Origin of the sequence: Streptomyces sp. NPDC058157 (assembly GCF_042884105.1) — a bacterium.
In the GTDB taxonomy this organism is placed as follows: Bacteria; Actinomycetota; Actinomycetes; order Streptomycetales; family Streptomycetaceae; genus Streptomyces.
This window is the reverse complement of the sequence record NZ_JBHVUQ010000029.1, coordinates 1-12,189: the sequence shown is the minus strand read 5'-3', so window position 1 is coordinate 12,189 and position 12,189 is coordinate 1. Positions and strand designations below refer to the sequence as shown.

Here is a 12,189-nt window from a genome sequence, read left to right as displayed (position 1 = left end):
ATGCGTGAGGGACACTTAACCACTGCGTCTTGCCGCGAGCATGGCACCCCACCCCAGGGATGGGCCGGACGCGCACGCTTTTGAATCGAAAGCCATCTCGGAGCAGTCGAGCTCCGGCACCGGGCCGGAGCTGATCATGGAGGAGCAGGACGTGGAGTTCGACGTCACCATCGAGATCCCCAAGGGTTCGCGGAACAAGTACGAGGTGGACCACGAGACCGGCCGGATCCGTCTGGACCGTCGCCTCTTCACCTCGACCAGCTACCCGACGGACTACGGCTTCGTCGAGAACACCCTCGGCGAGGACGGCGACCCGCTGGACGCGCTGGTCATCCTGGACGAGCCCACCTTCCCGGGCTGCCTGATCAAGTGCCGCGCGATCGGCATGTTCAACATGACGGACGAGGCGGGCGGCGACGCCAAGCTGCTGTGCGTCCCGGCCTCGGACCCGCGTGTCGAGCACCTGCGCGACATCCACCACATCTCGGAGTTCGACCGCCTGGAGATCCAGCACTTCTTCGAGGTCTACAAGGACCTGGAGCCGGGCAAGTCGGTCGAGGGCGCCAACTGGGTGGGCCGCGCCGAGGCCGAGGCCGAGATCGAGGCCTCGTACAAGCGCCTCGAGGCCCAGGGCGGCCACCACTGAGCTCCGCTCGGTGAACGCTAGAGCCTGAGCAGCGGGCGGCGTCCCCCACGGGGGTGCCGCCCGCTGTGGCGTTCCCGGGGTCTCCCGGCGGCCTGTCTCGCCACGGAGGAAACGATTCCGCATACTGATACCGCCAGGTGATCAAGGGTGGGAGGATGCGTGGCGGAGGCCGAAGGGCCCGGTCCCGAAGACCGGAAGCCGAAGTCCGACGAGGCGCGCAGCGCCTTCACCCCGCCGCCCGGGATGGAACCGGAGCTCCCCGACGAGGACCAGGCCACGTCGGAGTTCGCCCTCCCCGAGGGGCTGGCGCCGCCGCCCGTCGGACCGGAGGGCTCCGGCTTCAGCACCCCGGCCACCTACAGCGCCCAGCACGCCCCGCCCGCGCACACCCCGGCCCCGCTGCCCCCCTTCACCGCCTCCTCCCCCTGGCAGGACCGCATGCGCACGATGCTGCGCATGCCGGTGGACGTCCGCCCGGTCCCCGAGGCGGCGCAGCGGCAGAGCGAGTCCGGCCCGGCCGTGGGACGCGTCCTCGACCTCACCCTGCGCATCGGGGAGCTGCTGCTGGCCGGCGGCGAGGGCGCCGAGGACGTGGAGGCCGCGATGTTCGCCGTGGCCCGCTCCTACGGCCTCGACCGCGCCGAGCCGACCGTCACGTTCACCCTGCTGTCGATCACCCACCAGCCCTCCCTGGTCGGCAACCCCGTCTCGGCCAGCCGCACCGTGCGCCGCCGCGGCACCGACTACACCCGGCTCGCCGCGGTCTTCCGGCTGGTCGACGACATCAGCACGCCGGAGGTGGAGATCTCCCTGGAGGAGGCCTACCGCCGCCTCGCCGAGATCCGCCGCAACCGCCACCCGTACCCCACCTGGGTGCTCACCGCCGCCGCCGGGCTGCTCGCCGGAGCCGCCTCCACCCTGGTGGGCGGCGGGGTGACGGTGTTCTTCTGCGCCGCCCTCGGCGCCGTGCTGGGCGACCGGCTGGCCTGGTACTTCGCCGACCGCGGGCTGCCGGAGTTCTACCAGTTCGTGGTCGCGGCGATGCCCCCGGCCGCGATCGGGGTGGCCCTCAAGCTCGCCGAGATCGACGTCCGCGCCTCCGCCGTGATCACCGGCGGCCTGTTCGCCCTGCTGCCCGGACGGGCCCTGGTCGCGGCCGTGCAGGACGGCCTGACCGGCTTCTACATCACCGCGTCCGCCCGGCTGCTGGAGGTGATGTACCTCTTCATCGGCATCATCATCGGCGTCCTCGTGGTGATCTACGTGGGCCTCCAGTTCGGCGCCTCCCCGAACCCGGACGAGGTGCTCCAGATCCCCCACCGGCCGGTGCTGCAGACCCTCGCCTCGATGGTGCTGGTGTTCACGTTCGCGATCCTGCTCCAGCAGGAACGCTCCACCGTGTGGATCGTGACCCTGAACGGCGGGGTCGCCTGGATCACCTTCGGCGCGCTGCGGGCCGCCGGCCTGCCGCCGGTCCCGTCCACGGCGATCGCGGCCGGGCTCGTCGGCCTGTTCGGGCAGCTGTTCTCCCGGTACCGGTTCGCGTCCGCGCTCCCGTACGTCACCGCCGCCATCGGCCCGCTGCTGCCGGGTTCGGCGACCTACTTCGGGCTGCTGTCGATCGCCGAGAACCGGCTCGACAAGGGGCTGGCCTCGCTCACCAACGCCGCCGCGATCGCACTCGCGATCGCGATCGGCGTGAACCTGGGCTCCGAGGGCTCCCGGCTGTTCATGCGGATCCCGGGGGCCCGCAGCGCCGCCAAGCGCCGGGCGGCGGCGAAACGGACCCGCGGCTTCTGAGGCCCCCGGGGCGGGCCGGACGCACGTGTGCCCCGGAGACGGGCGTCTCCGGGGCACACGGGGCGTTGCGGGGCGCCCGCGGGTCAGCGCTTGGCGTGGCGGCCGCGCTGGCCGGGGGCGGGCGGCTGCTCCTCCACCGGGTAGCCGGGCTGCGCCGGGGCGGAGGCGGCGGCCTTCTTGGCCTTGCGGGCCTTCAGGAACTCGAAGATCACCGGGATCACGGAGATCAGCACGATGACGATGAAGATCGCCTCGATGTTGTTCTTGATGACGTCGAAGCGGCCGAGCTGGTAGCCGAGGACGGTGACGCCCGCGCCCCACGCGATGCCGCCGATGACGTTGTACGTGAGGAAGACCCGGTACTTCATCGCGCCGGCGCCCGCGACCATCGGGGCGAAGGTGCGGATGATGGGCACGAAGCGGGCGAGCACGATGGCCTTGGGCCCGTGCTTGTCCATGAACTCGTGCGCCGCGTCCAGGTTCTCCCGCTTGAAGACCTTGCTGTTCGGCCGGTTGAACAGCTTCGGGCCGAAGAACTTGCCGATCAGGTAGCCCACCTGGTCACCGATGATCGCGGAGGCCGCGATCAGCGTGCACACCAGCCACAGCGGCTCCTTGATGCTCCCGCTGGCCGTGAACAGACCCGCCGTGAACAGCAGGGAGTCACCGGGGAGGAACGCGAAGAGACCCGATTCCGCGAAGACGATGACCAGGATGCCGATCAGGCCGAACTCCCCGATCAGGTAGTCCGGCGACAGCCAATGCGGGCCGAGGGCAAGCGTGTAGAGGGGTTCCACGTTTCCGGGCTCTCCTGGATCAGCAGGGGGACGTCTGCGGTGGGGGACGCGACGATGCAGGCGGTCTCAATTATGAACGCACACCGCCCCCACCGGGTTCCAGGGACCGGAGGGGGCGGTACGGTGACGCCGCGACTACGCCTTGCGCACGGCGTTGGCGGTGATCGAGTCCCTCAGGTGCTCGGCCACCCCCTCGCCCATGGCCTCGTAGAACGCCTTGAACCGCTCGTCGGCGACGTACATCTCGCCCAGGCAGACGTGCATCTCGTAGCCGCACTCGTAGTAGCGGTCGCAGATGTGCCGCCGGTGCTCCTCGGCCATGTCCATGGCGGCCCCGCCGTCGGCGGGCTCGCCGGCCGCCACCAGGGCCGCGTACCGCGCACCCCAGTCGGCGACCTCGTCCTGGATCCGCTGCCAGTCCTCCTTGGTGTACGTGGCCGCCCGGCGCTGCGACTCGGCGTAGGCCTCGGTGCCGCCCCAGCGGCGCTCGGCCTCCTCCGCGTACTGCTCCGGGTCCTTGTCCCCGAACACCTCGAACCGCTCCTCGGGCGTGAGGTCGATGCCCATCTTCTTCGCCTCCATGGCGTGCTCCACGGCCTTGGCCATCTGCTGGAGCCGGGCGATCCGGTCGGTCAGGAGGGCGTGCTGCCGGCGCAGGTGCTCCCTCGGGTCCGATTCCGGGTCGTCCAGCAGGACCGAGACCTCGTCGAGCGGGAAGCCGAGCTCCCGGTAGAACAGGATCCGCTGCAGCCGGTCCAGGTCGGCGTCGTCGTAACGCCGGTGGCCCGCGCCGCTGCGGCCGCTCGGGGAGAGCAGGCCGATCTCGTCGTAGTGGTGCAGGGTGCGCACCGTCACTCCGGCGAAACCGGCGACCTGGCCCACGGAGTAGCCCATCGCTTCCGCTCCTTCGGTTGGGTACGCACTCCACTGTGGTTCCTCACGCCGCGTGAGGTGCAAGCCCCTTTTTCCCGGGGAGGGGCGGCCCGGGGAGGGGCGGCGGGCTCAGCCCATGGCCTTCGTGCCGTCCAGGGTCTCGCGGATGATGTCCGCGTGGCCCGCGTGCCGGGCGAACTCGCGGACCAGGTGCAGCAGCATCCAGCGCATGGAGACCGTGGCGTCCTGGGGGAACCACGGGGCCGGCGGCAGCGGGAACTCGTCGTCCAGGCTGGGGAGCGACTCGACGAAGCCGGTCGTCTGCTCCTTGACCGTGTCCCAGAAGGCGAGGGCGGACTCCAGGGTCTCCCCCTCGGTCAGCCGGAAGCCCTCGTGCCACTCCTCGGGGGCGCGCCGGTGCTCGTTGGGCTTCTGCTGGGCCAAGCGGAGCCAGTTCAGCTCCACCTCGGCCACGTGCTTGACCAGCCCGGCCAGGGACAGCTCGCTCGCGGTGGGCCGGCTCGCGGTCTGCTCCGCCGTCAGACCGGCCGCGGCCCGGCGCAGCGCCTCGCGCTGGTCCTCGACGAACAGGAGCAGGGTGGCGCGCTCGTCTCCCGCGACTTCCTGGGTGGGGTGTGCCATGACCGACCGCCTTCTCCGTGGTGGGGTGCGGGGTCTCCCCCGCCGACACCCACCACGTTACGAACCCTTGCGGTCAGAGCCTGTCCTTGATCGGGCCCTAGAACGGAAAAGTCGTCCGGCCGTGCTGGACGGAGATCCACTTCTGGGTGGTGAAGGCCTCCACCGTGGCCTCGCCGCCCAGCCGCCCCAGGCCCGAGGCCTTCTCCCCGCCGAAGGCGGCCAGCGGCTCGTCGCCGATGGTGGAGTCGTTGACGTGGATCATCCCCGTCTCGACGCGCTGCGCGAAGCGGACCCCGCGCTCGACGTCACGGGTGTGCACCGCGCCGCTGAGCCCGTACGGGGTGGCGTTGGCCAGGCGTACCGCCTCCTCCTCCCCGTCGAAGACGACCAGCAGGGCGACGGGGCCGAAGATCTCCTGCCCCAGCAGCGGGGAGTCCTCGGGGAGGCCGGCCAGGACGGTCGGCTCGACCAGGTTGCCGCGCGTAGAGCCCCGTACGAGGGCCGTGGCCCCGGACTCGACGGCGCGGTCCACGAGGGCGGTCAGGGCGTCGGCCTGGAAGGAGTTGATCAGGGGGCCGATGTGGGTGTCGGCCTCGCGCGGATCGCCCGTCTTCAGGGCGCGGACCCGGGCGGTGAACTTCTCGGTGAACTCCTCGGCGACGGCGGCGTCGACGAGGATCCGGTTGGCGGCCATGCAGACCTGGCCCTGGAAGACGAAGCGGCTGAAGACGGCCGCGTCCACGGCGTAGTCGACGTCGGCGTCGTCGAGGACGACCAGGGCGCTGTTGCCGCTGAGTTCCAGGACGGTCCGCTTGAAGTGGCGGGCGGCGACCGCGCCGACGTGCCGTCCGGTGCGGTCGGAGCCGGCGAAGGAGATGACCTTCGGGACGGGGTGGGTGAGGATCGCGTCGCCGATCTCGGCGATGTCCGTGACCAGGACGTTCAGCAGGCCGGCGGGCAGGCCCGCGTCCTCGAAGATCTTGGCGATGATCCCGCCGCCGGAGACGGGGGCGTTCTGGTTGGGCTTGATGACGACCGCGTTGCCGAGGGCCAGCGCCGGGGCGACCGACTTGAGGGTCACCAGGAGCGGGAAGTTGAAGGGGCTGATCACGGCGACGACGCCGACGGGCAGGCGCTGGACGCGGTTCTCCTTGCCCTCGATCGTCGAGGGCAGGATGCGGCCCTCGGGCCGGACGGCCAGCCGGATCGCCTCGCGCAGGAACTCCATCGCGAGGTGGACCTCGTACTCGGCCTTGGGACGGGTCCCGCCGAGCTCGTCGATCATCGCCTCGACGATCTCCTTCTGGCGCTCCTCGGTGATCCGCAGGGCGCGCTCCAGGACGGTGCGTCTCGCGTAGGGGTTGGTGGCGGCCCAGTCGCGCTGGGCCCGCTCGGCTGCCCGGTAGGCCCGGTCGACCTGCTCGACGGTGGCCACGGTGACGGCCGCGAGCTTCTCCCCGTTGTAGGGGTTGACGTCGATGATGTCCCACGAACCGGTGCCGGCCAGCCATTCGCCGTCTATGTACTGGTGAGCCAGGTCGGTGAATATGGACATGCCATCCCTTACTGCGAGCGCGCACCCCTGCGCTGCACCGGAGACCGATCGTTCTTCGTCGAGCACTGATCAGACGTCATAGTACGTGCGGTTCAAGACAGTTGGAGCAGTCCGCGCAGGAGATCCCGCGTCTGTCCGGGGTCGGGGCAGTCGGCCTGGAGCCGCTGCATCGCCCGGGCGTACTGCCCCACTTCCTCTTCCTTGTCCAGGTAGAGCGCGCTGGTCAGCTGTTCCAGATAGACGATGTCCTGCAGGTCGGACTCGGGGAAGCGCAGCAGGGTGAAGGCGCCGCTCTCACCGGCGTGGCCGCCGAAGGAGAAGGGCATCACCTGGAGCTGCACGTTGGGCCGCTGACTGATTTCGATCAGGTGTTCCAGTTGACCGCGCATCACGTCGCGGTCGCCGTACGGGCGGCGCAGCGCGGCCTCGTCGAGGACGGCGTGGAAGACGGGCGCGTTCTCGGAGACGAGCACCTTCTGGCGCTCCAGGCGCAGCGCGACCCGGCGGTCGATCTCGGCGGCGGAGGCGTTCGGCATGCCGCGCTTGACGACGGCCTGGGCGTAGGCCTCGGTCTGGAGGAGGCCGTGGATGAACTGCACCTCGTAGATGCGGATGAGGGAGGCCGCGCCCTCCAGTCCGATGTAGGTCTGGAACCACCCGGGGAGCACGTCCCCGTAACTGTGCCACCAGCCCGCGGCGTTGGCCTCGCGGACCAGCCCCAGGAGGGACTCCCGCTCCGCGCCGTCGGTGACCCCGTAGAGGGTCAGCAGGTCTTCGACGTCCCTGGCCTTGAAGCTCACCCTTCCCAACTCCAAGCGGCTGATCTTCGATTCGGATGCGCGGATCGAGTAGCCGGCCGCCTCACGGGTGATGCCGCGGGATTCTCGGAGTCGCCTGAGCTGTGAGCCCAGGAGGATGCGGCGCACCACAGAACCGCTGGCTTCTGCGGTCACTAGTCCTGCCCTCCCCATCGCAATGGTGTGCGCGTGGTGTGCGCGTGCCTCGTCGGGGCCCCCGTATCCCCGGTGCCGCAGTCTGCCACCAAAACGCATCGGCCCGTACTCGTTCTGTAACGGAATCCGGCGTCCCGGAAAAGAAGTCCGTAAGTATGCGTAGGAAGAAATGAGCAAGAACCGTCACGGGAGTGGACAGGTCCGGCGCGTGCACGTGCATCTGCCCTTGCATCCGGCTTCCGCATTCGGAACGATGGTGCCGCGCACCTGCGTGCTCTTCGCGCCGGCGCCGGACCCACCCCGCAGTTCTCTTTGGCCGAAGCCGACCGCTTCGTCCGCGAATCCCGGGAGTGCCTCGCATGGGGACGATTGGATCGGTCATGCTCGAGCCGTTACGGCAGGGGCTGCCCCCGGTCGATCCCACGGCCGTCTCCGGGTCCGCCTCCTGTGCCCTGCCGGCCCGCTTCGAAGCGGTGCGGGGCGCCCGCTCCTTCACCAGATCGACCTTGTCCCAGTGGGGCCTGGACGAGCGCTTCGACGACGTCGCGCTGGTGGTCTCCGAACTCGTCACCAACGCGCTGCGGCACGCCCTCCCCGACGACCCGCGGCCCTGCGGCGGCGAACAGCCGGAGTCGGCGGCGGTGCGGCTGCACCTGATGCGGTGGAGCACCCGGCTGGTGTGCGCGGTGCGGGATCCGAGCGAGGACCGGCCCGGGGGCTCGTTCGCGCCCGAGCGCACGGACGAGAACTGCGACCTGGAGTCGGGGCGGGGGCTGTTCCTGGTGGACTCCTACAGCGACAGCTGGGGCTGGCACCCGCTCGCGGGACGGCTCACCGGCAAGGTGGTCTGGGCGCTGTTCCTGCTCCGGGACTGACCGCGCCCCCAGGGGCTCATGACACGTACAACCGGCCGGGCCCGATCCTTTCGATCGGTCCCGGCCGGTGCACGTGCATGGCCTGATTCTCCGCGCTGTGCTTTCAGCCGATCAGATGATCGAACTCGCCGTCCTTGACGCCCAGCAGCAGCGCCTCTATCTCGGCCGGCGTGTAGACGAGCGCCGGTCCGTCGGGGAACCGCGAGTTGCGCATGGCGACGTCGCCGCCGGGCAGTTTGGCGAACTCCACGCAGGATCCCTGCGAGTTGCTGTGTCTGCTCTTCTGCCAGGTCAGCTCATACAGGGAAGTGAGTTCTGCAGCTGCCGTCCCGTTGTACGCGTGGTCCACAGGAAGCCCCCGATAGTGCAGATGTCAACTCCACCGGATCATAGCTGTGTTCACCACCGCATGCATGGGCAGATGCACGTGCACGCGCGGTACCGCAGTGATCACAGTCAGGGGCGGAGGGCCTGCGAGACCTCGTCCAGCGAGTCCAGCAGCCGCTCCGCCGCCTGGCGTACGACGCCCGATTCCGGCACGCGGTTCCCCCCGTCCAGCAGGGCCCGTACCCCGTCCCACTCCGGAACCCGGCGTTCCCGCACCGCCCGCGCCGCCTCCCCGGTCGCCTCCCGCAGCGCCCCGGCCAGCTCGGCCGCCCCCGGCGCGGGCGCGTGCGCCCGGTCCGGGAGGTGGGCCTCCAGCAGCATGGCGCCCCGCCCGAAGGCGGCCACCGCCTCCCCGGCCCCGTCGGCGGCCGCCCGGGACAGGCCCCGGTGGCGGACCGGCTCGCCCTCCGCCCGCGCGAGCGCCTCCTGCCAGGCGATGCGGGCGTCCCTGGCCGCCAGCAGCGCCTCCCGCACGTCCGCGCGCCGGGCCCCGGCCGGGTCGGCGTACTGCCCGAGCACCGCGGCCGCGTACCGCCCGTCGGCGGCGAGCCAGTCGGCCAGGCGGGTGCGCAGCCGCGGGGTCTCCCAGGCCGGGTACACGGCGTAGGCGAGCATCGCGAGGACCCCGCCGACGAGGGTGAGGGCGATCCGGTCGGGGACGGTCTGGTCCCAGCGGACCCCTCCCATGCCGAGCAGGAATACGACGTACGCGGAGACGAACACCTGCGAGACGGCGTACCCGGTGCGCATCAGCGCGTACATCAGCCCGGCGCTGACCACCGCGAGCAGCCCCGACAGGTACATCCCGGGCCGGGCGAGCTGGACGACCGCCGTGGCCGCGCCCACCCCGACCAGGGTCCCGCCGAAACGGGCGACGGCCCGGGACCAGGTCTGCGTGAAGTCGGGCCGCATCACCATCACCGACGCCATCGGCGCCCAGTAGCCGTGCCCGAACGGCAGCGCCTGCCCGATCAGGTACCCCGCGCACGCCGCCCCCGTCACCCGGACGGCGTGCCGCAGTACGGGTGAGCCCGGCCGCAGCTCGGCCCGTACCGCGCGCAGCACCAGCGGCACCAGGGCCGGCACGGTGGGCCGCAGCCGGGCCTCCCCGGGGTCGGCGGTGCGCCCGGTGCCCGGCTCGGCCGTCTCCAGCACGTCGTCCAGCAGCGCGGCGAGCCTGCGCGCGGCCCGCAGCGGCGCCCCCTCGAACACCTCCGGCGGGCCGGGGTCCTTCAGCACCTCCAGGGCCGGCCCGGGCAGCCGGACCGGGTCCCCGTGGCGGATGGCGTGCGCGGCGGCGTCGAGGACGGTCCCGGCGGCGTCCAGCAGCGCCCGCACCCGGTCCCGCCCCGGCCCCTCGGCGGGGGCCCCGACGGCCGGGTCGGCGAGGGAGGCCAGCACGGGCCGGATCCGCTCGGCCAGCCCCCGGGCCCCGTGCAGCTCGGCGGGGCGCCGACGGGCCTGGCGGGCGGTGACGGCGGCGGCGTCGCGGGCCTTCATCAGCGGCGCGGGGTCGAAGGCGCTGACGGGGTCGTGCCGCAGCCGGCGGGCGTAGTCGGCCTCGGCGGCGAGGGCGTCGGCCAGGGCGTCGCGCTGGGCGCCCCAGCGGCGGACGGGGAAGAGCACGATCAGCAGCGCCTGCACCACCCCGCCCGCGGCGATCATCGCGGCGTGCCCGGCGGCCTGCGGGACGGAGGTCGGCAGGGTGACGGTGACCAGCATGACGGCGACGTTGCCGGAGGCGATCATCCCGGCGGTGGGGCCGGCCGCCCACAGCAGCCCCGCCCCGAAGGCCCACAGGGCCAGCATCGGCAGGAACAGCCCCACGTCGGCGGAGCCGACCAGGTAGCCGAGGAAGGTGGAGACGGCCAGGGTCAGCCCGGACGCCAGGGCGAGCACCGGCCGGGGGCGCCAGCTCTGCTGGAAGGTGGCCACGGCGGCCATGAAGGCCCCGAACGCGGAACTCGCGGCCGCGCCCGGCCCCAGGAAGGCCAGCCCGGCCCCGATCACCACCGCCAGCCCGGCGGCGGCCCGCAGCGCGACGAGCGGCTCCAGCTTGCGCCGCTCGACGGTCATGGCCGCGCGCCCGGTGTCCTTCAGCGCGCGGAGCCAGCCCATGGCGCCGAGCCTAACGGCCCCGAAGGTTTTCAGGATTTCTTCAGATTTGTACGGGACCCTTGCCGCGCTGTTCGATGAGCCGAATCATCGATGCGTCCCCTGTCCCGCGCCCCTCACCCGAATGTAGGTACCCCATGCTGCGCAACGGCCTGGAGCCCTGGCACCTGATCATCGTCCTGGTGGTCTGCCTGATGCTGTTCGGTTCGAAGAAGCTGCCCGACATGGCCCGCTCCCTGGGCAAGTCGGCCCGCATCCTGAAGTCGGAAGCCCGGGCCATGCGCTCGGAGAACTCCCAGGACCCGGCCTAGCTAGCGCCCCTCCGGCAGGGAGGCCCGCTTCCCGCCCACGTGGGCGGCGTCGGCGGCCGCGGTCCCGTCCTCCCAGCCGGCGTGGTCGGTGGCCCCGCGCAGCCGCGTGGTCGTGGTCCGCGGGAACATCTCGTCGGCCCTGGACGTCACGGCCACGTCCCGGGCCACCAGCGCCGGCAGGTTGTCCGGGGCCTCGCCGGCCGTGTGCTCGGCGGTCTCGGCGAGACGCCGGCCGAGCCGGCTGGCGTAGGCGAGCAGGAACGACTGCCGGAAGGTCTTGGTCCGCTTGCGCCCGCCGGCCCGCTGGGCGGCCTCGGCCCGCGTCATGGCGGCCGTCCCCTGCACGAGCAGCGAGGTGTACAGCAGCTCGACGGCCTCCAGATCGCTCTCGAACCCGACGACGGTCGAGAACTCGAACGCGCTGTTCCACACCGCCCGGCAGCGGTTCGCGGTGGCCACCGCGTCCAGCAGCACCGCCTTGGCCTCCTCGTACGGGGGCTCCACCCCGATCCGGCAGGCCCCCGGCACCCGCACCGGCCCGCCGCCGCGCACCGCGAGCAGCGCCTCGTCCACGGTGTGCCGCGCCATCAGCTCCTGGGCCTTGGCACTGAGCGCCTCGGCCTCCTCCGGATAGGTGGTCGCCTCGGCCTTGGCGAGCAGCGCCCGGATCCGCCCGAGCATCCGCGGCTCGATGTGCGCGTGCTCCGCGAGGTCCCCGGCCGGGTCCCCGGGGACGGGCCCCACCGGCTCGATCGACGGCAGCCGGACCAGCAGCCGGTACAGCTCCAGGACGGCGGTGGCCAGGGTGAACCGGTCGGCCCGCTCACGCCGCGCGAGCGCCTCGGCGTACGCCTCGTCCCCGGACCACCACACCTCCCCGGCGCCCCACCCGTCGGGCAGCCGCCCGTACCGCCGCGCCTCGGCGGCGACCAGGTCCGCGAGGACCCGCTGGTGCACCTCCCCGAGGTCCCGCCGCACGAGCCGCTCCACATCGGCGGGCCGCCACCCCCGCTCCCAGCCCCGCCGCAGGAACCCCTCCCCGCGCCGCACCAGCTCCCGCCCGACGTCCCCCCACACCCCGGCGGCCAGCACGGAGGCCCCGCTGTCGAGCCCGGCATCGTCCTGGGCGTACAAGGCGGCGGCAAAGGCCCGGTCAACGAGGGCGGCAGTCTCACTCACCCTTTCAGGGTGTCACGGCCACATCAGCCAAAATCCAGCCCCGCCGGCGTTTGAGG

12 protein-coding genes are annotated in these 12,189 nt (G+C 72.1%); 4 read left to right on the top strand and 8 right to left on the bottom strand.

Translation table 11 applies throughout. The features are described from left to right. The first annotated feature begins 151 nt into the window (after positions 1-151). Both ACFVXK_RS10340 and ACFVXK_RS10335 read left to right on the top strand, forming a co-directional pair. Positions 152-646, top strand: a complete 495-nt coding sequence (locus ACFVXK_RS10340) for an inorganic diphosphatase (protein WP_042818871.1) — start codon at positions 152-154, stop codon at positions 644-646. 159 nt (positions 647-805) lie between these two features. Next, positions 806-2,446, top strand: a complete 1,641-nt coding sequence (locus tag ACFVXK_RS10335; RefSeq protein ID WP_389611079.1) for a threonine/serine exporter family protein — start codon at positions 806-808, stop codon at positions 2,444-2,446. A gap of 83 nt (positions 2,447-2,529) precedes the next feature. Here the strand turns inward: ACFVXK_RS10335 and ACFVXK_RS10330 are convergent, their stop codons facing one another. The 5 genes from ACFVXK_RS10330 to ACFVXK_RS10310 all read right to left on the bottom strand — a co-directional run bounded on the left by ACFVXK_RS10330 (position 2,530) and on the right by ACFVXK_RS10310 (position 7,284). Beyond that, complete coding sequence (locus ACFVXK_RS10330) at positions 2,530-3,243, bottom strand: DedA family protein (RefSeq protein ID WP_389611078.1); 714 nt, start codon at positions 3,241-3,243, stop codon at positions 2,530-2,532. Between the two features lie 135 nt (positions 3,244-3,378). Next, positions 3,379-4,137: a MerR family transcriptional regulator gene (locus ACFVXK_RS10325; protein WP_389611077.1), complete on the bottom strand. Its 759-nt coding sequence runs from the start codon at positions 4,135-4,137 to the stop codon at positions 3,379-3,381. A gap of 108 nt (positions 4,138-4,245) precedes the next feature. Continuing rightward, positions 4,246-4,758: a DinB family protein gene (locus ACFVXK_RS10320; protein ID WP_389611076.1), complete on the bottom strand. Its 513-nt coding sequence runs from the start codon at positions 4,756-4,758 to the stop codon at positions 4,246-4,248. A 97-nt stretch (positions 4,759-4,855) separates the two neighbouring features. Continuing rightward, positions 4,856-6,313: an aldehyde dehydrogenase family protein gene (locus ACFVXK_RS10315; RefSeq protein ID WP_389611075.1), complete on the bottom strand. Its 1,458-nt coding sequence runs from the start codon at positions 6,311-6,313 to the stop codon at positions 4,856-4,858. Between the two features lie 92 nt (positions 6,314-6,405). Continuing rightward, complete coding sequence (locus tag ACFVXK_RS10310) at positions 6,406-7,284, bottom strand: helix-turn-helix domain-containing protein (protein ID WP_389611074.1); 879 nt, start codon at positions 7,282-7,284, stop codon at positions 6,406-6,408. Positions 7,285-7,646: 362 nt separating this feature from the next. On the opposite strand from ACFVXK_RS10310, the gene ACFVXK_RS10305 reads away from it, so the two are divergent. Next, positions 7,647-8,141 carry an ATP-binding protein gene (locus tag ACFVXK_RS10305; protein WP_389611073.1) on the top strand — a complete coding sequence of 165 codons (495 nt, stop codon included), beginning with the start codon at positions 7,647-7,649 and terminating at the stop codon, positions 8,139-8,141. Between the two features lie 103 nt (positions 8,142-8,244). Here the strand turns inward: ACFVXK_RS10305 and ACFVXK_RS10300 are convergent, their stop codons facing one another. Together ACFVXK_RS10300 and ACFVXK_RS10295 are read right to left on the bottom strand one after the other, a co-directional pair. Then, positions 8,245-8,490 (bottom strand): DUF397 domain-containing protein, encoded by a 246-nt coding sequence (locus ACFVXK_RS10300; RefSeq protein WP_045946130.1) that lies wholly within the window; start codon positions 8,488-8,490, stop codon positions 8,245-8,247. A 107-nt stretch (positions 8,491-8,597) separates the two neighbouring features. Next, on the bottom strand, positions 8,598-10,646 hold the full coding sequence (locus ACFVXK_RS10295; protein WP_389611072.1) for an FUSC family protein: 2,049 nt from the start codon (positions 10,644-10,646) through the stop codon (positions 8,598-8,600). Positions 10,647-10,780: 134 nt separating this feature from the next. Here ACFVXK_RS10295 and tatA point away from each other — a divergent pair, with 134 nt between their 5' ends. Beyond that, on the top strand, positions 10,781-10,954 hold the full coding sequence (gene tatA, locus ACFVXK_RS10290; protein ID WP_045946127.1) for a Sec-independent protein translocase subunit TatA: 174 nt from the start codon (positions 10,781-10,783) through the stop codon (positions 10,952-10,954). Here tatA and ACFVXK_RS10285 read toward each other — a convergent pair whose 3' ends face one another. Continuing rightward, a complete protein-coding gene (locus ACFVXK_RS10285; protein WP_389611071.1) occupies positions 10,955-12,133 on the bottom strand; it encodes a DUF2786 domain-containing protein in 1,179 nt (392 codons plus the stop codon). It abuts the gene before it with no gap. Positions 12,134-12,189: the final 56 nt, after the last annotated feature.

Bases quoted from the DNA above. Each gene is read 5' to 3' on its own strand.
- tatA (WP_045946127.1), top strand. From the start codon at position 10,781: ATGCTGCGCAACGGCCTGGAGCCCTGGCACCTGATCATCGTCCTGGTG.
- ACFVXK_RS10310 (WP_389611074.1), bottom strand. From the start codon at position 7,284: ATGGGGAGGGCAGGACTAGTGACCGCAGAAGCCAGCGGTTCTGTGGTG.
- ACFVXK_RS10315 (WP_389611075.1), bottom strand. From the start codon at position 6,313: ATGTCCATATTCACCGACCTGGCTCACCAGTACATAGACGGCGAATGG.
- ACFVXK_RS10320 (WP_389611076.1), bottom strand. From the start codon at position 4,758: ATGGCACACCCCACCCAGGAAGTCGCGGGAGACGAGCGCGCCACCCTG.
- ACFVXK_RS10295 (WP_389611072.1), bottom strand. From the start codon at position 10,646: ATGGGCTGGCTCCGCGCGCTGAAGGACACCGGGCGCGCGGCCATGACC.
- ACFVXK_RS10305 (WP_389611073.1), top strand. From the start codon at position 7,647: ATGCTCGAGCCGTTACGGCAGGGGCTGCCCCCGGTCGATCCCACGGCC.
- ACFVXK_RS10325 (WP_389611077.1), bottom strand. From the start codon at position 4,137: ATGGGCTACTCCGTGGGCCAGGTCGCCGGTTTCGCCGGAGTGACGGTG.